This window comes from Pseudoxanthomonas sp. (genome assembly GCF_036845285.1).
Lineage (GTDB): Bacteria > Pseudomonadota > Gammaproteobacteria > Xanthomonadales > Xanthomonadaceae > Pseudoxanthomonas_A.
Genome location: NZ_DAIUEE010000001.1, coordinates 431412 through 458290 on the forward strand (window position 1 = coordinate 431412; position 26879 = coordinate 458290).

25 protein-coding genes and 1 pseudogene are annotated in these 26879 nt (G+C 68.2%); 8 read left to right on the forward strand and 18 right to left on the reverse strand.

What is annotated here, in order from left to right; translation table 11 throughout:
• Window positions 1-18 precede the first annotated feature (18 nt).
• The 5 genes and pseudogenes from V7060_RS01990 to V7060_RS02010 all read right to left on the reverse strand — a co-directional run.
• Window positions 19-1329 (reverse strand): annotated as a pseudogene (locus tag V7060_RS01990) (peptidylprolyl isomerase); the annotation flags it as partial.
• On the reverse strand, window positions 1326-3794 hold the full coding sequence (gene lptD / locus V7060_RS01995; protein ID WP_334177580.1) for an LPS-assembly protein LptD: 2469 nt from the start codon (window positions 3792-3794) through the stop codon (window positions 1326-1328). The gene lptD and the pseudogene V7060_RS01990, both read right to left, overlap by 4 nt.
• A 126-nt stretch (window positions 3795-3920) precedes the next feature.
• Window positions 3921-4829 (reverse strand): histone deacetylase family protein, encoded by a 909-nt coding sequence (locus tag V7060_RS02000; protein WP_334177664.1) that lies wholly within the window; start codon window positions 4827-4829, stop codon window positions 3921-3923.
• 114 nt (window positions 4830-4943) lie between these two features.
• Window positions 4944-5501: a cob(I)yrinic acid a,c-diamide adenosyltransferase gene (locus tag V7060_RS02005; RefSeq protein WP_334177581.1), complete on the reverse strand. Its 558-nt coding sequence runs from the start codon at window positions 5499-5501 to the stop codon at window positions 4944-4946.
• A 16-nt stretch (window positions 5502-5517) separates the two neighbouring features.
• The gene (locus V7060_RS02010) at window positions 5518-6120 is read right to left on the reverse strand and encodes a hypothetical protein (RefSeq protein WP_334177582.1); all 603 of its coding nucleotides are present in this window, start codon (window positions 6118-6120) and stop codon (window positions 5518-5520) included.
• A 97-nt stretch (window positions 6121-6217) separates the two neighbouring features.
• Between V7060_RS02010 and ubiH the strand changes: the two genes are divergently transcribed.
• Together ubiH and V7060_RS02020 are read left to right on the forward strand one after the other, a co-directional pair.
• Window positions 6218-7426 (forward strand): 2-octaprenyl-6-methoxyphenyl hydroxylase, encoded by a 1209-nt coding sequence (ubiH, locus tag V7060_RS02015; RefSeq protein ID WP_334177583.1) that lies wholly within the window; start codon window positions 6218-6220, stop codon window positions 7424-7426.
• A gap of 2 nt (window positions 7427-7428) precedes the next feature.
• Entirely contained in the window at window positions 7429-8616 is a 1188-nt protein-coding gene (locus V7060_RS02020; RefSeq protein WP_334177665.1) for a UbiH/UbiF family hydroxylase, read from the forward strand.
• A 15-nt stretch (window positions 8617-8631) separates the two neighbouring features.
• On the opposite strand, the gene V7060_RS02025 is transcribed toward V7060_RS02020, so the two are convergent.
• Window positions 8632-9354, reverse strand: a complete 723-nt coding sequence (locus V7060_RS02025) for a hypothetical protein (RefSeq protein WP_334177584.1) — start codon at window positions 9352-9354, stop codon at window positions 8632-8634.
• 159 nt (window positions 9355-9513) lie between these two features.
• On the opposite strand from V7060_RS02025, the gene V7060_RS02030 reads away from it, so the two are divergent.
• Complete coding sequence (locus V7060_RS02030) at window positions 9514-10290, forward strand: SGNH/GDSL hydrolase family protein (protein ID WP_334177585.1); 777 nt, start codon at window positions 9514-9516, stop codon at window positions 10288-10290.
• 6 nt (window positions 10291-10296) lie between these two features.
• On the opposite strand, the gene V7060_RS02035 is transcribed toward V7060_RS02030, so the two are convergent.
• From V7060_RS02035 to V7060_RS02055, 5 genes are all read right to left on the reverse strand, one after another.
• Window positions 10297-11211 carry an SMP-30/gluconolactonase/LRE family protein gene (locus V7060_RS02035; protein WP_334177666.1) on the reverse strand — a complete coding sequence of 305 codons (915 nt, stop codon included), beginning with the start codon at window positions 11209-11211 and terminating at the stop codon, window positions 10297-10299.
• 57 nt (window positions 11212-11268) lie between these two features.
• Entirely contained in the window at window positions 11269-12321 is a 1053-nt protein-coding gene (gene rlmM, locus V7060_RS02040; RefSeq protein ID WP_334177586.1) for a 23S rRNA (cytidine(2498)-2'-O)-methyltransferase RlmM, read from the reverse strand.
• A gap of 91 nt (window positions 12322-12412) precedes the next feature.
• Window positions 12413-12973, reverse strand: a complete 561-nt coding sequence (locus tag V7060_RS02045) for a nucleoside deaminase (protein ID WP_334177587.1) — start codon at window positions 12971-12973, stop codon at window positions 12413-12415.
• The gene (locus V7060_RS02050; protein WP_334177588.1) at window positions 12973-13380 is read right to left on the reverse strand and encodes a hypothetical protein; all 408 of its coding nucleotides are present in this window, start codon (window positions 13378-13380) and stop codon (window positions 12973-12975) included. The genes V7060_RS02045 and V7060_RS02050 overlap by 1 nt, the downstream gene beginning before the upstream one ends.
• Before the next feature lie 76 nt (window positions 13381-13456).
• Window positions 13457-15214 (reverse strand): glutamine--tRNA ligase/YqeY domain fusion protein, encoded by a 1758-nt coding sequence (locus V7060_RS02055; protein WP_334177589.1) that lies wholly within the window; start codon window positions 15212-15214, stop codon window positions 13457-13459.
• A 110-nt stretch (window positions 15215-15324) separates the two neighbouring features.
• On the opposite strand from V7060_RS02055, the gene V7060_RS02060 reads away from it, so the two are divergent.
• The gene (locus V7060_RS02060) at window positions 15325-15591 is read left to right on the forward strand and encodes a DUF2007 domain-containing protein (protein ID WP_334177590.1); all 267 of its coding nucleotides are present in this window, start codon (window positions 15325-15327) and stop codon (window positions 15589-15591) included.
• A gap of 29 nt (window positions 15592-15620) precedes the next feature.
• The gene (msrA, locus tag V7060_RS02065) at window positions 15621-16271 is read left to right on the forward strand and encodes a peptide-methionine (S)-S-oxide reductase MsrA (protein ID WP_334177591.1); all 651 of its coding nucleotides are present in this window, start codon (window positions 15621-15623) and stop codon (window positions 16269-16271) included.
• Between the two features lie 18 nt (window positions 16272-16289).
• On the opposite strand, the gene V7060_RS02070 is transcribed toward msrA, so the two are convergent.
• The 7 genes from V7060_RS02070 to ahpC form a co-directional block, all read right to left on the reverse strand.
• Entirely contained in the window at window positions 16290-16679 is a 390-nt protein-coding gene (locus V7060_RS02070; protein ID WP_334177592.1) for a hypothetical protein, read from the reverse strand.
• Window position 16680: 1 nt separating this feature from the next.
• Window positions 16681-17649 carry a CapA family protein gene (locus V7060_RS02075; RefSeq protein ID WP_334177593.1) on the reverse strand — a complete coding sequence of 323 codons (969 nt, stop codon included), beginning with the start codon at window positions 17647-17649 and terminating at the stop codon, window positions 16681-16683.
• Between the two features lie 74 nt (window positions 17650-17723).
• Window positions 17724-18689, reverse strand: a complete 966-nt coding sequence (locus V7060_RS02080; protein WP_334177594.1) for a transaldolase — start codon at window positions 18687-18689, stop codon at window positions 17724-17726.
• A gap of 949 nt (window positions 18690-19638) precedes the next feature.
• Window positions 19639-20079: a nucleoside diphosphate kinase regulator gene (gene rnk, locus V7060_RS02085; RefSeq protein WP_334177595.1), complete on the reverse strand. Its 441-nt coding sequence runs from the start codon at window positions 20077-20079 to the stop codon at window positions 19639-19641.
• Window positions 20080-20189: 110 nt separating this feature from the next.
• The gene (gene oxyR / locus V7060_RS02090) at window positions 20190-21161 is read right to left on the reverse strand and encodes a DNA-binding transcriptional regulator OxyR (protein WP_334177596.1); all 972 of its coding nucleotides are present in this window, start codon (window positions 21159-21161) and stop codon (window positions 20190-20192) included.
• A gap of 70 nt (window positions 21162-21231) precedes the next feature.
• Window positions 21232-22818 (reverse strand): alkyl hydroperoxide reductase subunit F, encoded by a 1587-nt coding sequence (gene ahpF / locus V7060_RS02095; protein WP_334177597.1) that lies wholly within the window; start codon window positions 22816-22818, stop codon window positions 21232-21234.
• Between the two features lie 250 nt (window positions 22819-23068).
• On the reverse strand, window positions 23069-23632 hold the full coding sequence (gene ahpC, locus V7060_RS02100; RefSeq protein ID WP_142125842.1) for an alkyl hydroperoxide reductase subunit C: 564 nt from the start codon (window positions 23630-23632) through the stop codon (window positions 23069-23071).
• 345 nt (window positions 23633-23977) lie between these two features.
• Here ahpC and prmC point away from each other — a divergent pair, with 345 nt between their 5' ends.
• From prmC to V7060_RS02115, 3 genes are read left to right on the forward strand one after another with little or no spacing between them, the layout of a single operon-like run.
• Window positions 23978-24847, forward strand: a complete 870-nt coding sequence (prmC, locus tag V7060_RS02105) for a peptide chain release factor N(5)-glutamine methyltransferase (RefSeq protein ID WP_334177598.1) — start codon at window positions 23978-23980, stop codon at window positions 24845-24847.
• A 30-nt stretch (window positions 24848-24877) separates the two neighbouring features.
• Window positions 24878-25819 carry a prolyl aminopeptidase gene (pip, locus tag V7060_RS02110; protein ID WP_334177599.1) on the forward strand — a complete coding sequence of 314 codons (942 nt, stop codon included), beginning with the start codon at window positions 24878-24880 and terminating at the stop codon, window positions 25817-25819.
• 34 nt (window positions 25820-25853) lie between these two features.
• Window positions 25854-26756, forward strand: coding sequence for a dienelactone hydrolase family protein (locus tag V7060_RS02115; RefSeq protein ID WP_334177600.1), 903 nt, complete (start codon window positions 25854-25856; stop codon window positions 26754-26756).
• Window positions 26757-26879: the final 123 nt, after the last annotated feature.

Consider the following 26879-nt stretch of genomic DNA (forward strand, 5'->3'; position numbering starts at 1 on the left):
TCAGCCGCCCGGCGTGGTCTCGGCGCGGTCGCCGCTACGGAAGTTCACGTAGGCTTCGCCGCGCAGTTCCTGCAGGTAGCGGTTGTACTCGTCTTCGGCCTTGCGGCGACCGATGGTGTCGCGGATCTGGGCGCGGCGGTTCTGGTCCGTCACGTCGGTCTGGCGGCTACCCACGCGCTGGACGATATGCCAGCCGGCGTCGGTGCGGAACGGCGCGCTGACCTGGCCATCCTGCAGGCCGGTGACTTCCTTGCCGAACGCCGGGCCGAATGCGTCGGCCGGGAACCAGCCCAGGTCGCCGCCATCGTCGCGGCTGTTCGCGTCTTCGGTGGATTCCTTCGCCACGGCGACGAAGTCGGCGCCGCCGGCGATGCGGGCGCGCAGGGTATCGATCTTGGCCTTGGCGGCTGCCGCGTCCTGGGTCGGGGTGATGCGGACCAGGATATGGCGCGCGCTGTATTCCTCGACGGAACGCTTTTCGGCCTGCGCCGCATCGCGCGCTTCCACCAGCTTGAGCAACTGGAAGCCGCTGGGGCCACGGAGCGGACCGACCACCTGGCCGGGACTCATGCCCTTCAGCATCTCGACGAACGCCGTCGGGATCTCGTCGACGCTGCGCCAGCCCAGGTCGCCGCCTTCCAGCGCGTTGGGGCTGTCGGAATACCGCACGGCCGCCGCGGAGAAATCCAGTTCGCCCTTGTCGACGAGTGCCTTGACGCCATCGATCTTGCTCTGGCCGGTGCTGATCTGCTCGGCATTGGCACCATCGGGCAGGGCGACCAGGATGTGTGCGAGGCGGTACTGCATGCCGCCGGCCGCCTGCGCCGCCAGGGCCGCGTCCACTTCACCCTCGCTGACGTTCACTCGGGTCTGCGCAAAGCCCTGCTTGAGGCGCTGGATGGTGATTTCGTCGCGCAGCGAATTGCGGAACTCCGGGAACGACATGCCGTCGGCTTCCAGCCGTTGGCGCAGGCCGTCCGGCGTCGTGCCGTTCTGCTGGGCCACCGCGTTGACCGCATTGTTGAGGTCGGCGTCGTTGACGCGAACGCCGGTCTCCGCGGCACGCGCGACCTGCAGCTTGACCAGCACCAGACGCTCGAGCACTTGGCGCTCGAGCACGGCGCGCGGCGGCAACTGGCCGGGCTGGTTGGCGTACTGGGAGAGCACGTTCTGCACGGCGCGGTCCAGCTCGCTCTGCAGCACGACGTCTTCGTTGACGACGGCCGCGATGCGGTCCAGCGGCTGCAGCGTCTGCGCCACGACGGGCGCGACGGCCGTCGACAGGGTCAGCAGGCCGGCGATCAGGAGGCGGGAAAACGGCTTGGTCATGGCATCGGATCCGGAGCGTAAGAGGTGTCGTCCGGACGCGGCGCGATATTGCTCGGTGGGACGAGATAGAGGTCGTCTCGGTAGTAACCGAGAATAGCACGGCGGAGGGTGCGGTCCGTGTCCTGGCCGGCGGAGCCCAGGCCCTTCAGCACGAACTCGAGCTGGAAGCCCGTGTTCATTTCACCCTCGCGATTGCGGACATAGCGGCGCACCAGCGCGCGGACCGCCAGGCAGCAGCTGTCCCATTGGACGCCGGCGACGCCTTCCAGCAGGCCGGGCTCCTGGTTGGTGGCCGCATCGCGGTAGAACGAGTGGTAGTAGCGACCGACCACGCTCCATGCCGGTGTCACCGGATACAGGAACGAGAAGTCGGCCTGTTCCAGCAGGTCCCGACGACGGCGGTAGGTGATGTTGACCACGCCGTCGTCCGGCAGCAGGTAGCGCGCACGCACGCTGGCCAGGTCTTCGCGGCGGAACTTGGGGTCCCACTGGTAGGACGCACCGATGGTCCAGCGGTCGGTCGGCGCGTAGTTGGCATCCACCACCCACGCCGACTTGCCCTGCTCCAGCGGCACTTCGCCCGGCAGCACGACACGGCTGTCGTCGAAGTAGCGGATCTGGCCGATGCTGGCCGACAGCCGTTCGAAGCCGTCCTTCTGCCGCAGCAGGCGCGTGGTCAGCGCCAGCGTCAGCTGGTTGGCGTCGGTCTGCCGGTCCGGGCCGGTGTAGCGGTTGTCCCGGAACAGCTGGCCGTAGCTGAAATTGAATGGGCGGGTGTCGAAGATCGGCAGCCCATCCTGTTCGCGGTACGGGGCGTTGAGGTAGAACAGCCGCGGTTCGAGCGTATGCAGGAAGTGGTCGCCCTTGACCTCGGTCTCGCGGTCGAAATACATGCCGGCGTCCAGCGAGCCGATCGGCAGGCTGCGGCTGGGCGAGCGGTCGTAGAACTCGGCGATCTGCGCCGGCGTGACTGTTTGGGGCGCGGGAATGCCATACGCGCGGCGCGCGCGGGCGATCGCGGTCGTCTCCGCCAGTTCGGCGTCCAGTCGATACTCGGTGTGGCGATACGCCAGGGTCGGCGTGATGTACCAGGACGCCCCCTGGATCGGGAACGACACCGTCGGCTTGATGTCGAGGCGGCTTCCGCCCCCCTTCCCGTCGTGCTGGAACCGCACCGCTTCGGTATGGCCGCCGACGCTGATCCAGCGGCTCAACGGCTGGTTCCAGTTGAGGTAGATGCGCGGCAGGCGGTTGTAGGGCAGCGAACCTTCTGTACTGAGGTAGTCCGACAACTGCCAATGGTCGGCCATCAGGCCGGCGGTCCAGTACTCGCCAGCGCCATAGACGCCTGCGGTGCTCGTCACGGACGAGAACGACTGTCCGTAGAGCGAGTTGCCGAAGTCCTCCTGGTAGCGCGCGTCGCTCAGCCAGATCAGGCTTGCGCGCGCCTGCCAGTTCCGGTTGAAGCGGTGGGAGCCTTCGTACGAAAGGAAACCGCGCCCGTCGTCCGGATCCGGATTGTTTGGATTGAACCGGTCGTAGTCCGTCTCGTTCATGCGATCGCGGACCAGGTCGTCCTTGGACATCCAGGTGCCCTGGATTTCGCCGCGGCCCTTCTCGTAGAGATAACGGAACTCGGCTCCCAGCTGGAAGCCGCGCTTGCTCATGTAGCGCGGTTCTAGCGTGGCGTCGTAGTTCGGCGCCAGATTCAGGTAGATCGGCTGCTTCCAGTCGAAGCCGTTGCGGCCCGACAGGCCGATCGCCGGATACAGCAGGCCGGTGTGGCGCTGATCGTCGATCGGAAACTTCAGGTAGGGCACGTACAGCACCGGCACCTTGCCCAGGCGGATCGTCGCGCCGCGCGCCACGCCCCAGCCGTCGTCGGTGTTGATGTCGATGCGGCGGGCACGCAGGTCCCAGCGGCGGTCCTCGGGGTCGCAGGTGGAATAGGTCGAGTGGAGCAGGCTGCCTTCCGGCCCCTTCATGTCGATGCGGTCCGCGCCGCCATTGCCCCGGCGGGACACCAACTGGTAACGCACGTTGTCGATCTGGTGCGTGTCGGCATCCTGGTTGCCCCGGGCGCTGTCGGCGACGAGGCGGATGCCGGTGTCCTGGTAGCGGATATGGCCGTCGGCGACGTAGGTGTCTTTTTCCTGGTCGTACTTCAGGCTGTCGGCACCCAGGAACTGGTCGCCCTTGATGAGCGACACGTTGCCTTGGTAGTCGAGATTGGTTTCCGTGCCCCCCAGGCTGTCGCCCTCGATGGAGGTCGGCTGCTCGGCGCGCTGCTCGCGCGCGGCCTGGGCGCTGCCGGCAGCGGACGGCTGCGGCGCGCCACCGAACGCCGGAATGACGTCCTGGATCGGGCACAGCGCCCAGCTTTCGGGCTTCTCATCGTCGGCCAGCGCTGGCAGGCACAGGGCGATGCTGAAGGGCAACGGGAGCAGGCGAAGGGCGGTGCGCACGCGGTGCTGGGCTCGCTGTCGGACGAAAAACGGTCGTTAGCTTGCCCCATCCCATGCATGCGGGCAATGAAGGCCTCCGGGCGATGTCGGGCGGGGTTCAGCGATTGGCCCGTGGGCCTTCGGGGGTCAGCGGAGTTCGTCCACGTGGACCTTCGTGCAGTCGCGCAGGGCATCGAGGTCGTACCCGCCTTCGAGCATCGAGACGACCCGGCCGCCGGCGTGGCGTCGCGCCACGTCGCGCAGTTGCCGGGTCAGCCAGCCGAAGTCCTCGGTCTCCAACATCAGGTCGGCCAGGGGGTCGCGCATGTGCGCGTCGAAGCCGGCCGAGATCAGCAGCAGTTGCGGCTTGAAGTCCTCCAGCGCCGGCAGCAGTTCGTCGGCCCAGGTGTTCTGGAAGCGGAAGCCGCCGCTGCCCGGCGGCAGCAGGGCGTTGAACACGTTGCCGACGCCACGCTCGTAGGGCGCGCCGCTATGGGGATAGATGCCGGATTCGTGGGTGCTGAAGTAGGCCACGCGCGGGTCGTTGTAGAAGATGGCCTGGGTGCCGTTGCCGTGGTGGACGTCGAAGTCGATCACCGCCACGCGCTCCAGCCCGTGCTTGTCGCAGGCATATGCCGCTGCGACGGCGATATTGTTGAACAGGCAGAAGCCCATCGCGGCCGTGCCGGTCGCGTGGTGGCCCGGCGGGCGCACGGCGCAGAACGCCGTCCGGTCCTCGCCATTCATGATCGCGTCCACGGCCGCCACGCCGGCACCGGCCGCGCGCAATGCCGCCGCACGCGAGGCGGGGCACATCACCGTGTCGGGGTCGAGCATGCGGTAGCCGGACACGTCGGCCTCCAGCACCTCGCGCACCAGGGCCTCGTCGTGCACGCGGCGCAGGTCGCCCAGCTTGACGATCGGCGCCTCCCGCCAGTCGGCGTCGGCGTGGTGCGTCCGCAGGGCCTCGAGCACGACTTCCAGGCGCGCGGGCCGCTCGGGATGCTCGGGACCCGGGTCGTGCAGCAGGCAGGCGGGGTGGGTGTAGATGATCACGATGCCGGCGTTGCCCCGTACGGGCGGGAAGCGCCTCTCCCGGTGGATGTCCGGGTCCATTCTATGCGCGGTACCGCCGCGCCGGCACTCGACCTTGGGGGGAGGCGCGCGGCCTTACGAATGCCGCCGCTCGTGCTTCCACAGCACCTCGCCCTGGCCGTCGGCGCGGGCGAGCACGCGGGCCAGCACGAACAGCAGGTCGGAGAGGCGGTTGAGGTAGCGGATCGCTTCCGGACGCACCGCATCGTGGCGGGCCAGGGTGACGGTCTCGCGCTCGGCCCGGCGCACGATGGTGCGCGCCAGGTGGCAGCGCGAGGCCGCTTCGCCGCCGGCCGGCAGGATGAAATCCTTCAGCGGCGGCAGGTCGTCGTTGTAATGGTCCAGCTGCCGTTCCAGCGCATCGACATCGTCGCCGGTGATCGCCGCGTGGCCGGGAATGCACAGCTCGCCGCCCAGGTCGAACAGCTGGTGCTGCACGGTCGTCAGCAGGGTGCGGATGTCCTGCGGCACGCTGGCCACGGCGAGCAGCACGCCGATGGACGAATTCGCTTCGTCCACCGTGCCGTACGCGGTGACGCGCGCCGAATCCTTGCCCACGCGCGTGCCGTCGCCCAACCCCGTGCTGCCATCGTCGCCGGTACGGGTATAGATTTTCGAGAGGCGGTTGCCCATCGTCCTGGCCGCGCGATCAGTCGGCGGTGCGGCCGTGCGGCTTGGCCAGGCGCACGACCTGTTCGACGACCACATGGACGATGACAGCCACGCCCACGTAGATCGCGGCCACGCGCAGGTACGGCAGGTACCAGTCGCTGAAATTCTTCCACCAGCCGGCCAGCGTCGGCTCGCTGACCACCGGGCTTAGCCAGTAGAAGCTGCCCTGGCTCAGCAGGTGGCAGACGGTGGCCGACAGCACCAGGCTGCCCACCAGCAGCGCCAGCGTGCGGCCATGGTTCGCGGTCCGGTAGCGGCGCACCAGCGCGCCGCCGGCCCACATCGCGCCGTAGGCCGGCAGCAGGAACCAGTAGGCGGGCGAGACGCAGTAGTGCGTCCAGAAGTTGATGCCCTGGCCACTGATCACCAGGTAGTCCACCGCCACGGCCGCGGCCATGAACAGCGGGAAGGCCCAGCGCGACCAGCTGCGCAGGTAGAAACCACCGATGAAGAAGGCGGCCCAGCTGGCATCGGGCAACGGGCCGATGTGGCCGAACGTGGTGGGCAGGTGCAGGCGCGTCAGCACCAGCAGGGCGGCGACCAGCATCAGCACGAGGGCGCGTTGGGTAGTGGTGTTCATCGGCACGGTTCCGGAGACTCAGCCCCGCATTCTACCGGAGCTTGCACGCGGCATGCCCAGGACCGGAGCGCCGGAGGCGGGACGCTATCATGGCCGCATGAAAGAACGGCATGACGTGGTGATCGTGGGCGGGGGACTGGTGGGTGCCAGCCTGGCCATCGCCCTGGACCGTCAGGGCCTGGACGTCGGACTGGTGGAAGCGAGTCCGGCCGGCCAGATGCCCGCGGTGTTCGACCAGCGCAACCTCAGCTTCGCCGCGGCGACGGTCAACGCGCTGCAGGCGCTGGGCGTGATGCAGCAACTGCGCGCGGCCACCGGGCCGATCCGGCGCATCCACATCAGCCGCCAGGGCGATTTCGGGCGGGTGAAGCTGGATGCCGGCGACTACGGCCGCGATGCGTTTGGACAGGTCGTGGTGGCGCGCGACTTCGGCGAGGCGCTGGAAGCGCGGCTGGACGACCTGTCGCGGCTGACGCGTTACCGGCCAGCGCGCTTCATCGGCTTCGCACCGGACGAGCCGGGACATCGCGTGCTGCGCATCGCCGCTGCCGACGGCGAGCGCATGCTGCGCGCCCGACTGGTGGTGGCCGCCGACGGCACCCGCAGCGCCGTGCGCGACGCACTCGGCGTCGGCGTGGACGAACACGATTACGACCAGACCCTGTTCGTTGCCCGCGTGCGTGCCACGCAAACACCGGACGGCACGGCGTACGAGCGTTTCGGCGACACGGGGCCGACCGCGCTGTTGCCGCGCGGAGATCGTCATTGGGGCGTCGTGCATGGCGTGGCCCGCGACGAGGCCGATGCCGTCGCCGCGCTGGATGACGCTGCCTGGCTGGCGCGGCTGCAGCAGGCGGTCGGCTGGCGCATCGGACGCCTCACAGGCAGCGGCGAACGCAGCGCGTATCCGGTCATCCGCGTCGTCGCGCAGCGATTGGTCGCCGAGCGAGCGGTCGTACTCGGCAATGCCGCGCAGACGATCCACCCGGTCGGCGCGCAGGGCTTCAACCTGGGGCTGCGCGATGCGCTGACGCTGGCCGAAGAGATCGCGCGGCGCGACGATCCCGGCGATGCCGACAGCCTTGCCGCCTACGCCGCGCGGCGCCAGGAAGATCGCGAGCGCACGCTGGCCTTCTCCGACGGTCTGGCACGGTTGACGGCCAATCCGTCGCCGCTGCTGAAGCCGCTGCGCAGCCTGGGCCTGGTGGCGGTCGACGCGCAGCCCTCGCTGCAGTCGTTCCTGGTGGGCGGCGCGATGGGTTTCCGTGGCGATGTACCGGCGCTCTGCCGCGGGGAGGCCGCATGAACATGAAGCGGCGTGGACAGATCGATGTCGCCGTCGTTGGCGGCAGCGTGGTGGGTGCCGCGTGTGCGCTGGTGCTGGCGCGGGAAGGCCTGGAGGTCGTGCTGGTCGAAGGTCGCGAGCCGCCCCGCTGGTCGCAGGCGCAACCTGACCTGCGGGTGTACGCCTTCGCGCCCGACAATGCGGCCCTGCTGGAGGAGGCGGGCGTGTGGAACGCGGTACGCCAGGCGCGCGCGCAGCCCTATCGCGGCATGCGCGTCTGGGATGCCGCGGGCGGCGACGAGTTGCGCTTCGATGCCGACGCGCTGGGCCGCACGCAACTCGGATGGATCGTCGAAAACGCGCTGCTGGTCGACCGGGTGTGGGCCGCGCTGCCGGCGGCCGGCGTGCAAGTGCGTTGCCCGGCACGCGTCGAGGCAATGGAGCAGGACGATACGGGCGTGACGCTGCGGCTGGACGACGGCATGCGCATCGATGCGCGGCTGGCGGTCGCCGCCGATGGTGCCGATTCCACCCTGCGCCGCCTGGCCGGCCTGGAGGTAGCGGCGCACGATTATGCGCAGCGGGGCGTGGTCGCCTTCGTGCGCACCGGAACGCCGCACGAAGACACCGCCTGGCAGCGGTTCCTGCCGACCGGCCCGCTGGCCTTCCTGCCGTTTGCGGACGGACTCAGCTCCATCGTGTGGACGTTGCCCGACGACGAGGCGCAGCGCGTGCTGGCGCTGGACGATGCTGCCTTCGGCCGCGAACTGACGCTGGCGATGGGCGGGCAGCTCGGCAAGGTGGAAACGGCTTCGCCGCGCGTGGCGTTTCCGCTCCGTCGACAACTCGCGAAGGACTATGTCGCCGGCCGCGTCATCGTCGCCGGCGACGCGGCGCATGTGGTCCATCCGCTGGCGGGGCAGGGCGTCAACCTGGGCCTGCGCGACGTGGCCGCGCTGCGTGATGGCATCCGTGCCGCACGGGGCCGTGGCGTCGACTGGGCCGCCCCGCATCGGCTCGAACGCTGGGCGCGCCAGCGTCGCAGCGAGAATACGACCGCCGCCTACGCGTTCGACGGCATCAACCGGCTGTTCTCCAACGACGGGATGCATCTGACCCTGCTGCGCGGTCCGCTGCTGGGCCTTGCCGGCAAGTTGCCGCCACTGGTGGATTTCTTCTGGCGGCACGCGGCGGGGCAACGCGCGCGCTGACGGCGTCGCCGGTGGTCAGCCGGGAATGAAGGGGAACACGATCTTCAGCAGCCCCTTCAAACCACCCTCGGCGGTGCTCGCCACGGCCTTGGCGCCGAGGCTGTTGAGTGCGTTGCGCGCGTCCTGCCAGCGCAGCTTGGTGACGTCCTTCTTCAGCAGGTCGGCGACTTCCTCGGCCGTGGGGGTCAGCTTCCTCAACGCTTCGGCGACGGCGGCGGGATCGGGCTGCAGGTAGCCCCAGCGTTCGGCGATGGCGAGTAAGGTGTCGAAACGCACGGCCACGACCTCGCGGTTGCGTTCGTAGACCGGCAGCGCGCCGACATCGAGGATGGCCTGTTCGAATTGCTGGTGGTCGTCCGGATGCTCGACGCGGACGGCGAGGAAGCCTTCCTTGCGGCTGCGTTCGCTGACGTGCTTGGCGCCCGACTTCAGGTTCGCTTCGGTCAGCGCACTGGCGACGATGCGTTGCAGGGCGGCGTCGCGCTCCTCCGGCACCAGCGCGCGCCAGCGCGCATAGCCGTCGCGGCGCAACGCCTTGATCTTCGCGGGGGTGACGCGCAGCTTGCCGGCGACGTTGAAGTTGGATTCGTCGCGGCCGATCACGCCATCGCGCTCCAGCAGTACGAAGATCAGCAACTCCAGGTCGCGCTTGGTCAGCGACTGGAAGCCCTGCAGCAGGGTCAGGCGCATGAACTCGGTGCCGAAGCCGGCGGGGTCCTTGAGAGACAGGGGATTCATGACGCTCCTTTGCTGTCGGACCAGTATGTCCGGGCCGGATTGCAGGGGCTGAGACTAACCGATCCGGCCTTCGCACCCGTCGCCAGCCCGGGATGCACCGCATGCCGGCCGGGACCGGATCGCGTAGGGTAGGCACCGTCTCCGGCATAAAGAAGCACCATGAGCCAGGCCATCCTGTTGTCCTTCCTGCTGTTCGCGCTGGCGATTCCCGCTGCCTCCGGCAGGGAGGCGCAGGTGCCGGCGGTCGAACCCGACTATGTGGCGCCCGCGGCATCGCTGACGCCGTCGCGCGTCCAGAATCTCCAGCACCGGTTGCTGGACTGGCCGGGCGTGGCCCGCTACCAGCAGGAGAACGTGGCACTGTCCGTGCGCGAACCCGGGCGCGTCGTGTTCTATGGCGACTCCATCACCGATGGCTGGGGCCGCGTGGAGGGAACGACGTTCTTTCCGGGCAAGCCCTATGTCAATCGTGGCATCTCGGGGCAGACCACCGCGCAGATGCTGGTGCGCTTCCGGCAGGACGTGATCGCGCTGAAGCCGGATGTCGTGGTGATCCTGGCGGGCACCAACGACATCGCCGGCAATACCGGGCCGGCAACGCAGGCCATGATCGAGGACAACCTGCGTTCGATGGTGCAACTGGCGCAGGCCAACGGCATCCGCGTGGTGCTCGCCTCGGTGCTGCCGGCCAGTGCCTATCCATGGCGGCCAGGCTACCGCCCGGCGGCGCCGATCCGCGCGCTGAACCAGTGGATCGAAGCGGAAGCGAAGCACGCCGGCGCGGTGTACCTCGACTACTACGGCGCGATGGCCAACGCCGACGGCGGGCTGGATGCGCGACTGGCGGCGGATGGCGTCCATCCCACGCCGGCGGGTTACGCCGTCATGGCGCCGTTGGCCGAGCGCGCCATCGAGCGAGCGCTCGCAAGCAGGTGAGCGGCGTCATCGCCCGGTTTCACGCCCCGGCGTTTCCACGCGGAACGCCTCGATCGCACCCCGATCCTGCAGGGTGACGTAGACGGTGCGGCCGTCGGGACCACCGAACGCGACGTTGGTGGGCTTCCGCCCCTGGAGCTTCACCTCGCGCAGCGGTGTGCCGTCGGGCGAGACCACCGCAACCACGCCGGTGTCGTAGCGCGCGATGTACAGGTTGCCCTCCACGTCCGTGCGCATGCCGTCCAGGCCATGGTCGTCGAAGGCGATCAGCAACCGCTTGTTCGCCACGCTGCCGTCGGCGCGGATGTCGTAGACCCAGACGTTGCGCTGCGCGCTCTCGTTGACGTAGAGGCGCTTGCCATTCGGGCTGACTTCCACGCCATTGGTGGTACCCATGCCGGTTTCGAGCAGATGCGGCGTGCCGTCGCGGTCGATGCGCCACAACTGGCCGGTGTTGTCGGCCCACTTGGGATCGCTGGCATACAGCGTACCGTTCGGCGCGAGCGCGATGTCGTTGGGCTGGTTGGCCTGCGGCATGCGTGCGAACACGGTCGCTTCGCGGGCGCCCGGCGCGATGCGCAGGATGTGGTGGCCGCTGTAGTCGGCGATGTACATGGTGCCGTCGGCGCCGAAGCGGATGCCGTTGCCGGTGCTGCCCTCGGGCAGCGTGGCGAACAGGGCGGCCTGTCCGCCGCCATCCGCATCGAACGTCACCCGTCCGATGGTGCCGTCGCGACCGAAACTCACCGCATACAGTGCGCCGTCGGGTCCGAACGCCGGTCCCTCGATGCCGGCACTGAAGACACCGTCGCCGATGACGTCGCGAGCGACATACAGCGTTTCCGTCTCCGTGCGTGCGGCCAGCGTCGCATGCGTACAACCCGTCACGCAGTTGGCAAGGACAAGCAAGGTGGCGTGCATGAAGCGGTGGGACGTCATCCGTTTCCCCTCGGTTGGCGTGCGGGTGGCCTGCCCGGATCAGCCGGGCGTGGCGAACACGGTGATCTCTTCGCGGTCGTGGTAGAGCTGGCGCGCACGCACGTCCAGCGACTTGCCGGCCTGGTCCGCGAACAGGTCCAGGCACAGCCGGGTTTCGTCCCAGCGCTTCTTCATCGGCAGCTTGAGATTGAACACGGCGTGCCGGCACCAGCCTTCGCGGAACCACTGCGCCATGCGTTCGGCCACGCGCCGCGGTTGCTCCACCATGTCGCAGACCATCCAGTCCAGCGGCTGCGTGGGCTTCCAGTGGAAGCCGTCGGCACGCAGGTGCTCGACCAGACCGGTGGCCAGCACGTGCTCGCGCAGCGGGCCGTTGTCGACGCTGGTGACGCGCAGGTGGTGGCGTGTCAGCACCCACGTCCACCCGCCCGGCGCGGCGCCCAGGTCGGCGGCGGTCATGCCGGGTTTCAGCAGCGCCTCGCGCTGGCGCCCGTCCAGCAGCGACAGGAACGCTTCCTCCAGCTTCAATGCGGACCGCGACGGTGCATCGGGCAGCAGCTTCAAGCGTGGAATGCCGAGGGGCCACGGTGCGCTGTCGCGCGCATCGGCGACGCACAGGAACAGGTGGTCGCCCTGCACGAACACCACATGCAGGCGCGGCAGGCGTGCGTCGTCCTTCTCGCTGAGGAGTCCCGCCTTGCGCAGCGCGGGCCGCAGCGCATTGCCGAAGCTGCGCGCCAGTCCGGCCAGCGGTTTGGCGCTGTCCGAATCCGGATGTTCCACCCACAGGTCGCCGTAGCGTCCGCTGCCCGCGAGCGCGGCGAGGATCGGCGTGATGCGGTCCTTGGGATCGATGCCGCGCAGTTCGGCCAGCAATTGCAGCTTCTGCCGCGCGAAGATCAGGTCGCGCCATGGCAGTGCGCGGTCCAGCGCCCTGGCGTCCTCGCAGACGAAGACGACGTGGCCGTCGTTGCGTTGCGCGCGCGCATAGCCGGCGAACCCGGCACGCGCGGCGCGCTCGGTCAGCTCGGCAGCAAGTTCGGGCTCGAATCCCTGGCGGCAATAGGCCAGCAGGCCGGTCGTCGATGACATGGCGCGGTCGCGTGAAGCGGATGGCTGCGGCTCCTGCCGCCAGGACAGGGTACAGGAGAAGCGCAGGGCGATGGCTTCTCCCGCGCGCGGCTCAGTATCTGTCGCCGCCCAGTTCGCCGTAGCGCTTCAGCACGGCGCGTGCGTCGTCGCGGCACAGGTCGCGGACCACGTCGATGCCGCGCTTCTCGAGTTCGCCGATCCAGTCCGCAGGCAGCGGGCCTTCGTCGAATTCCGTCAGTTCCATCACGTCCTCGGCGCGCGCGCCGATCAGCAGGCGGTCGATGCCGGCCCAGATGGTGGCGCCGTAGCACTGGCAACAGGGCTGCGACGAGGTGGCCAGCACCACCGGCGCCAGCACGTCGTTGAGGCGCGGCGTCTGCAGGCGCTGCTGCGCCAGCATGTAGGCCATGGTCTCCGCATGCGCCAGCGAACAGGTATGCGGCATCACGCGGTTCACGCCAAGGGCGATCACGCGATGGTCGGGGCCGAACACGACGGCGCCGAATGGCCCGCCGCTGTTGGCGTCCACGTTGCGGCGCGACAGGTCGATGGCCAGCGCGACCTTGTCGTCGTCGCTGGCGTAGGTCGCCGCCGGATCGAGCAGGTCGTGGGTCCAGGCGGGCAGGGTCAGGTGGATTTGCTGATAGAGCATTACTGGGCAGGCAATCTGGCGACGGAGGAATCGGATTCGCAGCGGCCACTGACGCACTGGCAGGCGGTCACGTCGGCGAAGCCGCAGACGCTCATGCGACCGCTGGCGGCGCATTGCGCCTGCACGCCCTGCGGGTCGGTGGGACTGTTCTTGTTGACGCAGGCCGGCATCGCGCCACAGCAGTTGCCCACGTTCTTCACCGCGCAGTCGGCGCTGGTCTTGCAGGCGTAGTCGACAGTGACTGCGCCAGCCTCGCGTGGCGGCAGGTTCCCACCGGTCGGCTTGGGTGCCGGTGCCGGCTCGCTGGCGATGCCATCCGAGGCCGCTGGCGCCGCGCAACCCGCCAGTGCGAACAGGAACAGGCAGGACAGCAGGGCAGGCAGCAGGCGCAGCGCGATGCGGGACATGGCGGACTCCTTCCTCGGTGGTGGTGCTCGCCAGCCTGCCTTCCCATCCCTCAAGACGCGGTGAAAGGCGCTGGCATCAGGCCCTGGTCGCCCAGGTATCGCGCAGGGTGACGCTGCGGTTGAAGACCGGCCGCTCCGGTGTGTGGTCGTAGCGGTCGGCGACGAAATAGCCGGTACGTTCGAACTGGAACGACTGCTCGGGTGCCGCGCTGGCCGCCGCAGGCTCCACGTAACCGGTGACCGTGCGGCGCGATTCCGGATTCAGGTAGTCGCGGTAGGTCTTGCCTTCCGACTCATCGTCCGGGTTCGGTACGGTGAACAGGCGGTCGTACAGGCGGATCTCCGCGGCCACCGCATGCTGTGCGCTGACCCAGTGGATGGTGCCCTTGATCTTGCGCTCGGCACCGGCCATGCCGGGGCGCGATTCCGGGTCCAGCCAGCCACGCAGCTCGACGATCTCGCTGGCGTCGTTCCTGATCACTTCATCGCAACGCACGATGCCGGCGCCGCGCAGGCGCACTTCGCCCCCCGTCGTCAGGCGCTTGAAGCCCTTCGGCGGCACTTCCTCGAAGTCCTCGCGCTCGATCCACAGCTCGCGCGAGAACGGCACGCTGCGCTGGCCGAAGGTTTCGTCTTTCGGGTGGTTGGAAAACGTCAGCGTTTCCTCGTGGCCTTCGGGCAGGTTGGCCAGCACCAGCTTCACCGGGTCGATCACGCCCATGCGGCGCGGCGCGGCGGCGTCCAGGTCCTCGCGCAGTGCGCCTTCCAGGATCGAGATGTCCAGCAGCGAGTTCTGCTTGCTGATGCCCACGCGGTCCACCATCAGGCGCAGCGCGGCCGGCGTGTAACCGCGGCGGCGGATGCCCTGCAGCGTCGGCATGCGCGGGTCGTCCCAGCCGTCGACCAGGTTGTCGTTGACCATCGCCAGCAACTTGCGCTTGCTCATCACCAGGTAGTTGAAGTTCAGGCGCGAGAATTCGATCTGGCGCGGCTTGCTGGCTTCCTTCGGCAGGCCCTTGGCGAGCAGCGGCGCGATCAGTTCCGGCGAACCGGCCAGGTCCACCTTGTCCACGCACCAGTCGTACAGCGGGCGATGGTCTTCGAATTCCAGCGTGCAGAGCGAATGGGTGATGCCTTCCACCGCGTCGCTCAGCGAATGCGCGTAGTCGTACATCGGGTAGATCGGCCAGGCGTTGCCGGTGTTCTGGTGCTCGACGTGCTTGATGCGGTACAGCGCGGGATCGCGCAGGTTGATGTTGCCGCTTGCCATGTCGATCTTGGCGCGCAGCGTGCGTGCGCCGTCCGGGAACTCGCCCGCGCGCATGCGCCGGAACAGGTCCAGGTTCTCTTCCGCGCTGCGGTCGCGATAGGGCGAGTTGCGGCCCGGCTCGGTCAGCGTGCCGCGGTATTCGCGCACTTCCTCGGCGCTCAGGTCGCAGACGAAGGCGTCGCCCTGGCGGATCAGTTTCTCGCCGGCCAGGTACAGCACCTCGAAGTAGTCCGAGGCATGGCGCAGGTCGTGCCAGTCGAAGCCCAGCCAGCGTACGTCGTCCTGGATGGCGCGCACGTACTCGGGGTCTTCCCTGGCCGGGTTGGTGTCGTCCAGGCGCAGGTTGCAGACGCCGCCGAACTCGCCGGCGATGCCGAAATCCAGGCAGATCGCCTTGGCGTGGCCGATGTGCAGGTAGCCGTTCGGCTCGGGCGGAAAGCGCGTCTTCACCGACGCGTGCCGGCCCGCAGCCAGGTCCTCGCGGACGATCTGGCGGATGAAGTCGCGCTTTTCGGAGGCGGTGCCTTCGGGAAGGGCGTCGGGGGCGGAGGCAGCGTCGGACATCGGAAGGGCGCGGGAACGTGGGAAACCGCAAGTTTAGCCGGTCCGGCGGCCAGGCTGGTTCATCCGGACAACCGCGCCGGCGGTGTAGGCTGGGCGCGGAGGACGAATCCATGCGCGTGGTCTACCTGGCCGACAACCTGTTCGACGCCCATCTGGTCAAGCACGCACTGGAGGAGGCCGAGATCCCGGCCTTCGTGTTCGGCGAGTCGCTGCTGGGCGGCATGGGCGAACTGCCGCTGTTCGGCGTGCTGCGCGTCTGCGTGCCGGACACGGCGTTCCCCGAGGCGGAACGGGTGGTGCAGGCGCTGGGACTGGAATCGCGCGACGACGGCCCCATCTCGGAAGGCGACGAAGGCGTCGGCATCCTGCCCGCCTGATCGGTCGCCCCACGACAACGAGGTTCGCCATGCTGGGTATCGGAGCCTACAAGCAGCGCATGCCGCGCGCCGACGACATGCTGCCCGGCCGCAGCACGCCGCTGCCGCTGCACAACGTGCATTTCGTCAATGGACATCCGCTGCGCGATGCATTCGATGGACTGCAGCAGGTCGAGTTCGGCCTGGGCTGCTTCTGGGGCGCGGAGCGCAAGTTCTGGAACGTGCCTGGCGTGTACAGCACGTCGGTCGGCTATGCCGGCGGCGGCACGCCGAACGCGACCTACGAGGAGGTCTGTTCCGGCCAGACCGGCCACAACGAAGTCGTTCGCGTGGTCTATGACCCGGCGCAGGTCTCGTTCGAACGCTTGCTGCAGGTGTTCTGGGAAAGCCACGATCCCACCCAGGGCATGCGCCAGGGCAACGACGTCGGCACCCAGTACCGCTCCGGCATCCACTGCCATACGCCGGAGCAGCAGGCGGCGGCAGAGGCCAGCTTGCAGGCGTACCAGCAGCAGCTGAAGGCCGCCGGCTACGGTGCCATCACCACCGAAGTCGTCTATCCGGCGCCGCCGTTCTATTACGCCGAGGACTACCACCAGCAATACCTGGCGAAGAATCCGAACGGCTACTGCGGCCTGGGCGGCACCGGCGTGAGCTGCCCGATCGGGCTGGACGCCTGAGCGATGCCTGCGCCTGCCTTACGGCAGGTGTTCGCACCAGTACTGCAGTTCGCTGCTCTTGGTGGGCTCGTAGACCGCGTGGAAACCGGTGAAGCCCGGGCGTTCGCGGCGGTTGGAGAATGGCGGCGCATGCGTCGCCGCGTGGATCAGGACCGGTTGGCCGGTGGTCATGCCGTACACGTACACCTTGACCGACTGGCCGGTCGCCGCGCGGTCCACGTAGACCGGCTTGAATTCGAAGTAGCGCCCGACCTTGGTGCCGGTCGCGCGGTACGGATCGGCCGTCGGCGCCGCATCGACGGTGAAGTCCTCGCCACCGTAGATGATGTGGCAGCGCACGCTGGCGGCGTGGGCCTGTCCGGCGAGCGCGAGGGCGGCGAACGCCGCGGGCAGGTGCCATGCCTTCATGTCATTCCCCCGTGCACTGGCGGACGGACTGCCGGTCCGGACTGGCGCAGGGACTGGCGGCGGCCGGGTCCGGGCGCGGCACGCCGTCGGCATCGAGCCGGGCCACGTGCGTGCGCCAGTCGATCACGCCGTCGCGGCCGACGGTCGCCGACAGCACCCAGCCGGTCGTTGTGGCCGGCGTGTCGAAGCCGTTGAACAGGAAATTGCCCAGGCTGTAGACGATCGGCTTGCCGCGGTAGTACTCGGCGCCCTGGGTGACGTGCGGATGGCCGCCGACCACCATGTCGGCCCCGGCATCGATCATGCGACGCGCGAACGCGCGCAGCCGCGGGCTGGGGTCGGGTTCGTCCTCCCAGCCCCAGTGCATGTAGGGAATCACGATGTCGGCATGGTGCACGCGACGGGCGGCCAGGATGTCCTCGATCACATCGTCGTCCTCGCCACTCCAGGCGACGCCGGGGCGGGTGGCATCGGCCTCGAACGAGCGCGGCTTGAACTCCACGTAGCCCAGCAGCGCGATGCGCAGGCCGTTGCGTTCGACGATCCACGGCGCATGCGCGCGGGTAGCATCGCGCCCGCCGCCGAAATAGGGCAGGCCCGCCTTCTCCAGCAGGTCGAGCTGTTCGGCGAAGGCCGCCTTGCCGAAATCGCCGGAATGGTTGTTGGCGAGCGACACGGCGTCGAAATGCCGCTTCAGCACCGGCAGGGTGCGCGGGCCGGCGCGGAAGGTGTAGGGCTTCTCTTCCGCGGTGCCGGTGGTCGCGACCACGCACTCCAGGTTGCCGATGCGCACGTCGTGCGCGGCCAGCAGCGGCGCGAACGGCTGGAACGGATCCTCGCCGCGGGCGATCAGTTCGCCCGGCGTCTCGGCGACCATGATGTCGCCGACGAAGACCAGCCGGACCTGGTCCGGGGCGGCGAAGGCCGTCGAGCTGGACAGCAACAGGGAAGACAGCAGGAGGGCGCGCATGCCGACGATCATCCCGCGTCCGCCAGACGAGCACCAGTCCCGCCGTCGTCGGCGACGGCGGAGCCGATGGACATTCAGGCCGACAACTTTTCGCGGATGCTCGTGCGCAGCGCGGCCAGATCCTTGGCGAAGGCATCGATGCCGGTCGCCAGTTTTTCCTTCGCCATCGGATCGGCTTCGATCGCGGCGGCGAAACTCTCGGCCGTCACCGGGGCCGCGGTCACGGCTTCGGCCGCGCCGGGCGACAGCTTGCGCGGCAGGTCGCCGGTTTCCTGCGCCAGCTTCTCCAGCAGGTCGGGCGAGATGGTCAGGCGATCGCATCCGGCCAGCGCTTCGATCTGCGCCGTGGAACGGAACGACGCGCCCATCACCACCGTCGGCGAGCCGCGGCGCTTGAACTCGGCATAGACGCCACGCACGAACACCACGCCCGGGTCCTCGTCGATGGTCGCCGGCGCCTGGCCGTTGGCGACGTACCAGTCGAGGATGCGGCCCACGAACGGCGAGATCAGGAACGCACCGGCTTCGGCGCAGGCGATGGCCTGCATGGGGTTGAAGATCAGCGTCAGGTTGCAGTCGATGCCTTCGGCCTGCAGTTGGCGCGCAGCTTCCACGCCTTCCCAGGTGGAGGCGACCTTGATCAGGATGCGGTCGCGGCCGATGCCCTGGTCGGCGTACATCTGCACGAACTTGCGTGCCTTGGCGATGGTGGCGGCGGTGTCGTAGGCCTGGTCGGCGTCGACTTCGGTGGAGACGCGGCCGGGGATCAGTCCGGCGAGCTTCGCGCCGACGCCGACGGTCAGGCGGTCCACGACCTCATCGACCAACGATGCGCCGCCGCCCTGCGCGCGCGCGCGCGCCAGTTGTTCTTCGATCAGGTCGGCATAGACCGGCAGATCCAGCGCCTTCTTCACCAGCGTCGGGTTGGTGGTGCAGTCCACCGGCTTGAGGCGCTTGATGGCGTCGTAGTCGCCGGTGTCGGCGACTACGACGGAGAGTTCGCGGAGTTGCTGGAGTTTGCTGAGGACGGGGGAGTTCATGCGGTGGCTCGGCGGGCACGGGATGGGGAGGGGAAGTATGCCCTCTCACCCGGTGCGAGGGTTTATGGCCGGCGGCGGAAATTGGCTTTGCTTTGGCATGGTGCCGCTCGTCGCAGGGAGAGCCTTGATGGCCATGGTCGCTCGGTTCAAGCCCCTTTCCCTGCGGGAGAGGGGTTGGGGTGAGGGGCAACGAAGCCCGTGTCTTCGTTCTGCGTCGGCGATTACCACGTCCGCGATGGATTCTGCTTTTGGCGGCCTTGCGGGATGGATCGTCTTTTCGGGTGAATGGTGCCGCTGGCCGCGGAGGCCTTACTTGACCAGCCATTCGGCTGTTTAGGAGCACTTCTTTGCTTGTGCAAAGAAAGTAAGCAAAGAAAGCACACCCCGGCGGTCCGCCCGCCGCTGCGCGGCGGGTACGCAGTCCCGGCGGGAATTTTCGTGCGGGGCATCCTGCCCCGTACGAAAACGGCGCACATCCATGTGCGCCGCCCTACGGGTTTTACCCACCGTGACTGCCCGACCTCAGGGGGCCCAGGAGCCAAAGCAGACGCGTCAGCGCGCGTGATCTGCATGTGCTGTCGCTCTGGCTTTTCAGGGTCCCCATGAGGCACGGCGAGTGGGCCGGGTAAAACCCGCAGGGCGCCGTCACGGATGACGGCGTTTTCGTATGGCACATGAATGTGCCTTACGAAAATTCCCGGCCCGCTCGCGGACCCGGAGCGCGCAGCGTGGAGGGCGTGCCGCCTGGGGCGTGTTTCTTTGGTTCCTTTCTTTGCACGAGCAAAGAAAGGAATGCCCCCGCGGCGAGCGGTGCCATCTTCAACCACGCATAAAAATCGCCGCGAGCCGCCTGCGTTCGAGCACCGACAACGTTCGTCGCAGGCAAACTGTCCGGGGCGAGGCGGAACAACACCTTGACGATCCGTGCCGCATTTCGACCCAGGAAAAATCAGCGATGCAGATCGCCACTCGCTTCCGGCTGGTAGCTGATCGCAGTGACCCGCAGCCGCAAGGGCCGGTTGCCTGCGGCCTGCCAGTCGATCGTCTGTCCCACCGACAGTCCGAGCAGCGCCGTGCCGACCGGCGCGAGCACGGAGACCAGGCCGGTCTCGACGTTCGCCTCGTGCGGGTACACCAGGGTCAGGCGATGGTGTTCGCCGGTGAGCTCGTCCTCGCACTCGACGCGCGAATGCATCGTCACCACGTTGTCCGGCATGTCGTCCGGCGTGCGCACGTCGGCGCGGTTCAATTCGTCCATCAACGCCAGCGCGGCGGGGTGGCGGCGCAATACGGGCGTGTCGAGCAGGGCTTCCAGCCGGGACAAGTCGCGGCTGGAGACGACGAGCGGGGGGAGCGAAGGCGGCAGGCCGCTGGTGCGGGTGTTGTTCATGGGTTTCTCTGTGGTTTTAGGGTCGCGTAAAAGGAAACGGGCGACGCATTGCGGCGTCGCCCATCGGATTCCTGTTTGCGTGCCTACCGTAGCCCGGAAGCGCCGTGTCTTCAAGCCGTGCGCGGTCGCGGCGGTTCAGGTGCGCGTGCTGCCGTTGTGCGCGTGCCGTGAGTCGGCGCATCGGGTTCGAACAGGCCCGGCGGCAGCTCGCGGAACACCTGTGCCAGTTGCTGCAGGAATTCGCTCATCGCCGAGCTCTTGCGCCACACCATCGCGATCTGCCGGCTCGGGTGCGAATCGCTGAAACCGAGCAGGTGGATGTTGTCCGAACGCGCGACCGGCGGCTTCACCGCCAGCGTCGGCAGCAGGGTGATGCCGACGTCGGCCGCCACCATCTGCCGCAGCGTCTCCAGGCTGGTGGCGCGGAACTCCGACTTCTCGTTGGCACCGGCCAGGCGGCATACATCCAGTGCCTGCTCGCGCAGGCAATGGCCGTCTTCCAGCAACAGCAGTTGCTGCTGCGACAACTCGGCGAGCGTCAACGATTCGCGCTGCGCCAGGGGATGCGACTCCGGCACCGCGAGCACGAAGGGTTCCTCGAACAGGAACTCGGTGTGCAACTGGTCGTCCGTGACGGGCAGCGCCAGCAGGCCGGCGTCCAGCCTGCCTTCGCGCAGGCGCGACAGCAGCACGTCGCTTTTCTCTTCGACCAGCAGCAGTTCAAGGTGCGGGAAGCGCGCACGAAGGCGCGGCACCACATGCGGCAGCAGGTAAGGGCCGAGTGTCGGAAAGATGCCGAGGCGCACCGTGCCGGCTTCCGGGTCCTGGCTGCGGCGTGCGGCTTCCTTCATCTGCTCGACTTCCGCCACGATGCGGCGCGCGCGGTCCGCGGCGTCGCGGCCGGCCGGCGTCAGCATGACCTTGCGCGGCGCGCGCTCGACCAGCGACACGCCCAGCTCGTCTTCCAGCTTCCTGATCTGCGTCGACAGCGTGGGCTGGCTGACGTAGCACGCTGCGGCGGCGCGGCCGAAATGCTTGTGGTCGGCCAGGGCCACCAGGTACTTCAGGTCGCGGAGATTCATCGGACTCCTCCCTCGGGGAACCGCCTGGGTGCGACGGGGCGCGGACAGCGGTGCGGTCCGCGCCCCGGCATCATGCCGCCACCGCGTCCGGCGTTTCCACCGGTGCCGACGTGCGGATCAGGTGGTCGAACGCGCTGAGCGCGGCCTTCGAGCCTTCGCCCATCGCGATGACGATCTGCTTGTACGGCACCGTGGTGGCGTCGCCGGCGGCGAACACGCCGGGCACGCTGGTCTGTCCGCGGTCGTCGACGATGATCTCGCCGCGCGGGCTCAGGGCCACCACGCCCTTCAACCACTCCGTGTTCGGCAGCAGGCCGATCTGCACGAAGATGCCTTCCAGTTCCACGCGGTGCGTATCACCGCCCACGCGGTCCTTGTAGACCAGCCCGTTGACCTTGCTGCCGTCGCCCAGCACTTCGGTGGTCTGCGCGCTGGTAACGACGCGCACGTTCGGCAGGCTGCGCAGTTTGCGCTGCAGCACGTCGTCGGCGCGCAACTGGCTGTCGAACTCGATCAGCGTCACGTGCGCCACGATGCCGGCCAGGTCGATCGCGGCCTCGACGCCGGAGTTGCCGCCGCCGATCACCGCCACGCGCTTGCCCTTGAAAAGCGGACCATCGCAGTGCGGGCAGTAGGCCACGCCCTTGTTGCGGTATTCGTTCTCGCCGGGCACGTTCATCTGCCGCCAGCGCGCGCCGGTGGACAGGATGACCGTCTTCGATTTCAGCGAGGCGCCGTTGGCGAGTTGCACTTCGACCAGTCCGTCGCTGCCTGCGGGCACCAGAGCCTCCGCGCGCTGCAGGTTCATCACGTCGACCTGGTAGTCCCTGACGTGCTGTTCCAGTGCGGCGGCCAGCTTGGGGCCTTCGGTGTACGGCACGGAGATGAAGTTCTCGATGGCCATCGTGTCCAGCACCTGGCCACCGAAACGCTCGGCCGCCACGCCGGTGCGGATGCCCTTGCGCGCGGCATAGATCGCCGCTGCGGCACCGGCCGGACCACCGCCGACGACGAGCACGTCGTACGGCGCCTTGGCCCGGATCTTCTCGGCATCGCGCCTGCCGGCATTGGTGTCCAGTTTGGCGACGATCTCTTCCACGCCCATGCGGCCGGCGCCGAACACCTCGCCATTGAGGAAGATCGTCGGCACCGACATCACTTCGCGCTGCTCGACTTCCTGCTGGAACAGCGCGCCATCGATGGCGACATGCTGGATCTTCGGGTTCAGCACCGCCATCAGGTTCAGCGCCTGCACCACGTCCGGGCAGTTCTGGCACGACAGCGAGAAATAGGTTTCGAAGCGGTAGTCGCCATCGAGCGAACGGATCTGCTCGATCACGTCCTGCGCCAGCTTCGACGGATGCCCGCCGACCTGCAGCAGCGCCAGCACCAGCGAGGTGAACTCGTGGCCCATCGGCAGGCCGGCGAACGCCAGGTGGATATCGTGACCGGGCGAGGTCAGCGAGAACGACGGCGTGCGTTCGCCGCCGCGCTGTTCGGTGACGCTGATCTTGTCCGACACGTCCTGCAGGTCGCGCAAGAGCGCCTGCAATTCCGCCGAGCCGGCGCTGTCGTCCAGGTGTGCGGTGATATGGATGGGGCGCACGGCCTTTTCGAGATAGGCCTTCAGCTGCGTCTTCAGATTGGCGTCCAGCATGGCGAACGTCTCCGTGGAGGGGATTCTGGGAAGAGAACCGGGGGGAAGGGAGGTCAGGCGTTTGCAGGAGCGGCATGTGCCGAGGGAGAGAAGTGCCGGCCAGGGAGGGGGAACCGGCGAGCGGCGCATGCCGCTGCTGCAAACGTCCGGTGTCGGCCTCCGGGCCAGCGGCCCGGAGGTGACGTGATGCGGATGGAGCGTGTGGAACGGGCGCATCCGCGGGACGGATGCGCCGGTGTTGCGATGCGGCTTAGATCTTGCCGACCAGGTCCAGCGACGGGGCGATCGTCTGCGCGCCTTCCTTCCACTTGGCCGGGCAGACCTGGCCCGGGTTGGCGGCGGTGAACTGCGCGGCCTTCAGCTTGCGCAGGGTTTCCGACACGTCACGGGCGATCTCGTTGCTGTGGATCTCGGCGGTCTTGATGACGCCTTCCGGGTTGATGACGAAGGTGCCGCGCAGGGCCAGGCCTTCTTCCTCGATGTGCACGCCGAAGGCGCGGGTCAGCTGGTGGGTCGGGTCGCCGACCAGCGGGAACTGGGCCTTGCCCACCGCCGGGGAGGTCTCGTGCCACACCTTGTGCGAGAAGTGCGTGTCGGTGGTGACGATGTAGACCTCGGCGCCGGCCTTCTGGAACTCGGCGTAGTTGGCGGCGGCGTCTTCCACTTCGGTCGGGCAATTGAAGGTGAAGGCGGCCGGCATGAAGATCAGGACCGACCACTTGCCCTTCAGGGTGCCATCGGTGACTTCGACGAATTCGCCGTTGTGGAAGGCGGTGGTCTTGAACGGCTGGACCGCGGTGTTGATCAGGGACATGGAAGATCCTCGTGAGTGGAGTGGGTGTGGTGAAGGAATGGCGCCATGGTAGGCAGGGGCTATTGATATCTCAAATCGATTGATGGAATTGAATAGATAGTTTTTAACTATCAATAGGTGGGGTCGCCAAGGGCTGCGTACAAGGCGGGCAGAAAACATCAAGGTTTTCAGTGGCTTGTCCGCGTGGCGGATCATCCGGGACAGGGCATAACGGGGCGGGTTCGCTACTCCAGGCCAGCACGAGCCTCCTGCCAGCGTTCGGATGCAGCATTCGCGCCCCATACGCCATTGAGCACCATGATGGTGCGTCGCGGCGATCCGCCGGCGCCCGGTACCATGCGCGCCATGTCCGCCCCGTCCCCACTCCGCCTCGACCAGGCGCTGCGTACTGCCGCCATCCGACTGGCCAGTCCCGACGCGCGGCATGAAGCCGAGCAGTTGCTGTTGCACGTGATCGGCCGCGACCGCGCCTGGCTGTTCGCGCACGGAGACGCCTCGCTGGCAGATGAGGAGGCGTCGGCGTTCGAGGCGCTGCTGGCGCGGCGGGCCGCCGGCGAGCCGGTGGCGTACCTGGTCGGGCATCGCGGCTTCTGGACGCTCGACCTGCAGGTGTCGCCGGCCACGTTGATTCCGCGTCCGGAGACCGAGCGGCTCGTCGAACTGGCGTTGGAGCGACTGCCCGACGATCGCCTGCTGCGCATCGCCGACCTCGGCACCGGCACCGGCGCGATCGCGCTGTCGCTCGCGAACGAGCGGCCGCAGGTGCAAGTGGTGGCGACCGACGTCAGCGAGGACGCGTTACGGGTAGCCCAGGCGAACGCGAAGGCCAATGACATTGGCAGCGTCGTGTTCCGTTGCGGCAGCTGGCTGGCACCGCTGGCCGGCGAGCGCTTCGACCTGATTGCCAGCAATCCGCCCTACATCGCCGACGGCGATCCGCATCTGGCCCAGGGCGATCTGCGTTTCGAGCCGCCGACGGCGCTATCGTCCGGCGCCGATGGCCTGGATGCCATCCGCGAGATCGTCGCCGGCGCACCGTCGCATCTTCTGCCCGGCGGCTGGCTGCTGCTGGAGCACGGCTGGGACCAGGGCGAGGCGATCCGCGGGCTGCTCATCAATACAGGCTTCGTCGATGTCGCCACGGAAACCGATCTCGAACAGCGCGACCGCGTGACCCTCGGGCGCGTCACGGAAGGGCAGGACTGCAGCCGCTAGACTGTCCGCTTTCATCCAGGACTGCCGCCCATGCGCACGCTGTACCCCGACATCGAACCCTTCGACACCGGCACGCTGAAGGTCGACGACCGGCACACGCTGTACTACGAACAATGCGGCAACCCGCAGGGCAAGCCGGTCGTGGTGCTCCACGGTGGTCCAGGCGCAGGCTGCAGCCCGAAAATGCGCCGCTTCCACGATCCGGCCAAGTACCGCATCGTGCTGTTCGACCAGCGCGGTTCCGGCCGCTCCACGCCGCACGCGGACCTGGTGGACAACACCACGTGGGATCTGGTCGCCGACATCGAGAAACTGCGCGAGATGCTCGGCATCGAGCGCTGGCAGGTATTCGGTGGCAGCTGGGGCTCGACGCTGGCGCTGGCCTATGCCGAAACCCATCCGCAGCGCGTCACCGAACTGGTGCTGCGTGGCATCTTCATGCTGCGCCGCTGGGAACTGGAATGGTTCTACCAGGAGGGCGCAAGCCGCCTGTTCCCCGACGCGTGGGAGCACTACGTCACCGCGATCCCACCGGCCGAACGCCACGACCTGATTTCGGCCTTCCATCGACGCCTGACTTCCGACGACAAGGTCACGCGCCTTGCCGCTGCGAAGGCATGGAGTGTGTGGGAAGGCGCCACCAGCTTCCTGCACGTCGACGCGGACTTCGTCAGCGGGCACGAGGAGCCGGAGTTCGCACTGGCGTTCGCGCGCATCGAGAACCACTACTTCGTCAACGGCGGTTTCTTCGAGGTCGAAGACCAGTTGCTGCGCGACGCGACGCGCGTCGCCGACATCCCGGGCGTCATCGTGCACGGCCGCTACGACGTGGTGTGCCCGGTCGCCAATGCCTGGGAACTACACAAGGCCTGGCCGAAGGCGAAGCTCGAGATCACGCCGGCATCGGGCCATTCCGCCTTCGAGGCCGAGAACGTCGACGCGCTGGTGCGTGCGACCGACAGTTTCGCCTGACGAGACGCCTTCAGTACCAGCGATGGGGAACACGATGGACTCACACCGTGAGCAGGCTTCCGCGTTCGATCAGCGCGTGCTCGACCTGTATGACGACTACGTGCACGGCCGCGTCGACAGGCGGGGCTTCCTCGCAGGTGCGGCGCAGTTCGCGGTAGGCGGCACCACGGCGGCGGCGATGCTCGCGGCGCTGGTGCCGCAGTACGCGTTCGCTGCGCAGGTGGCGGCGGATGATCCGCGCATCAGCACGGTCTACCGCACGTTTCCTGCACCGGACGGCCATTGCGAAGGGCGTGGTCTGCTGGCGATGCCGCGCGGAGAAGGGCGTTATCCCGTCGTGCTGGTGGTGCACGAAAACCGCGGCCTGAATCTGTATATCGAGGATGTCGCGCGCCGGTTGGCGGTCGCGGGCTTCATCGCCTTTGCTCCCGACGCGCTGTATCCGCTCGGTGGCTACCCGGGCAATGACGATGCCGGGCGCGAGCTGCAGGCCACGCTGGATCGCGCCAAGGTTATCGCGGATATCGAAGCCGCCGCGCGCTTCGCCCATGCGTTGCCGTGCAGCACCGGAAAGCTGGGCGTGGTCGGCTTCTGCTTCGGTGGTCTGGTGACGAACCTGCTCGCCTCACGATTGCCCGACCTGGTCGACGCGGGCGTGCCTTATTACGGCGGCCAGCCGTCGGCGGACGAGGCGGCGCGCATCAAGGCGCCGCTACTGTTGCATTTCGCCGAGCTTGATGCGCGCGTCAATGCGGGCTGGCCAGCCCACGAGCAGCAGCTGAAGGCCGCCGGCGTCGCGTATACCGCGCAGGTCTATCCCGGCGTGAACCATGGTTTCCACAACGACACCACCCCGCGTTACGACGCGGCGGCTGCGGCGCTGTCGTGGCAGCGGACGCTGGCGTTCTTCCGCGACCATCTCGTCAGGATCCGGTAGCACGTCACAACACCGCGCGCGAGCGTGCGCCCCGCTGTCCGGTCGCCGCACGCGGGTACGAACGAGTCGGGTGGATACCACGCCATGGGTTGCGTGGCGGTGGTCGGACGATTCGGGTGCACG

What these genes read in the sequence shown, in the direction of transcription:
- V7060_RS02010 (WP_334177582.1), bottom strand. Translation starts at nt 6,120, where the DNA reads ATGAACACCACTACCCAACGCGCCCTCGTGCTGATGCTGGTCGCCGCC.
- V7060_RS02020 (WP_334177665.1), top strand. Translation starts at nt 7,429, where the DNA reads ATGAAGCGGCGTGGACAGATCGATGTCGCCGTCGTTGGCGGCAGCGTG.
- prmC (WP_334177598.1), top strand. Translation starts at nt 23,978, where the DNA reads ATGTCCGCCCCGTCCCCACTCCGCCTCGACCAGGCGCTGCGTACTGCC.
- rnk (WP_334177595.1), bottom strand. Translation starts at nt 20,079, where the DNA reads ATGAACAACACCCGCACCAGCGGCCTGCCGCCTTCGCTCCCCCCGCTC.
- V7060_RS02050 (WP_334177588.1), bottom strand. Translation starts at nt 13,380, where the DNA reads ATGTCCCGCATCGCGCTGCGCCTGCTGCCTGCCCTGCTGTCCTGCCTG.
- msrA (WP_334177591.1), top strand. Translation starts at nt 15,621, where the DNA reads ATGCTGGGTATCGGAGCCTACAAGCAGCGCATGCCGCGCGCCGACGAC.
- V7060_RS02080 (WP_334177594.1), bottom strand. Translation starts at nt 18,689, where the DNA reads ATGAACTCCCCCGTCCTCAGCAAACTCCAGCAACTCCGCGAACTCTCC.
- V7060_RS02005 (WP_334177581.1), bottom strand. Translation starts at nt 5,501, where the DNA reads ATGGGCAACCGCCTCTCGAAAATCTATACCCGTACCGGCGACGATGGC.
- V7060_RS02030 (WP_334177585.1), top strand. Translation starts at nt 9,514, where the DNA reads ATGAGCCAGGCCATCCTGTTGTCCTTCCTGCTGTTCGCGCTGGCGATT.
- V7060_RS02035 (WP_334177666.1), bottom strand. Translation starts at nt 11,211, where the DNA reads ATGCACGCCACCTTGCTTGTCCTTGCCAACTGCGTGACGGGTTGTACG.
- oxyR (WP_334177596.1), bottom strand. Translation starts at nt 21,161, where the DNA reads ATGAATCTCCGCGACCTGAAGTACCTGGTGGCCCTGGCCGACCACAAG.
- V7060_RS02055 (WP_334177589.1), bottom strand. Translation starts at nt 15,214, where the DNA reads ATGTCCGACGCTGCCTCCGCCCCCGACGCCCTTCCCGAAGGCACCGCC.
- V7060_RS02115 (WP_334177600.1), top strand. Translation starts at nt 25,854, where the DNA reads ATGGACTCACACCGTGAGCAGGCTTCCGCGTTCGATCAGCGCGTGCTC.
- ubiH (WP_334177583.1), top strand. Translation starts at nt 6,218, where the DNA reads ATGAAAGAACGGCATGACGTGGTGATCGTGGGCGGGGGACTGGTGGGT.
- V7060_RS02025 (WP_334177584.1), bottom strand. Translation starts at nt 9,354, where the DNA reads ATGAATCCCCTGTCTCTCAAGGACCCCGCCGGCTTCGGCACCGAGTTC.
- ahpF (WP_334177597.1), bottom strand. Translation starts at nt 22,818, where the DNA reads ATGCTGGACGCCAATCTGAAGACGCAGCTGAAGGCCTATCTCGAAAAG.
- V7060_RS02070 (WP_334177592.1), bottom strand. Translation starts at nt 16,679, where the DNA reads ATGAAGGCATGGCACCTGCCCGCGGCGTTCGCCGCCCTCGCGCTCGCC.
- V7060_RS02075 (WP_334177593.1), bottom strand. Translation starts at nt 17,649, where the DNA reads ATGCGCGCCCTCCTGCTGTCTTCCCTGTTGCTGTCCAGCTCGACGGCC.
- V7060_RS02060 (WP_334177590.1), top strand. Translation starts at nt 15,325, where the DNA reads ATGCGCGTGGTCTACCTGGCCGACAACCTGTTCGACGCCCATCTGGTC.
- rlmM (WP_334177586.1), bottom strand. Translation starts at nt 12,321, where the DNA reads ATGTCATCGACGACCGGCCTGCTGGCCTATTGCCGCCAGGGATTCGAG.
- pip (WP_334177599.1), top strand. Translation starts at nt 24,878, where the DNA reads ATGCGCACGCTGTACCCCGACATCGAACCCTTCGACACCGGCACGCTG.
- V7060_RS02045 (WP_334177587.1), bottom strand. Translation starts at nt 12,973, where the DNA reads ATGCTCTATCAGCAAATCCACCTGACCCTGCCCGCCTGGACCCACGAC.
- ahpC (WP_142125842.1), bottom strand. Translation starts at nt 23,632, where the DNA reads ATGTCCCTGATCAACACCGCGGTCCAGCCGTTCAAGACCACCGCCTTC.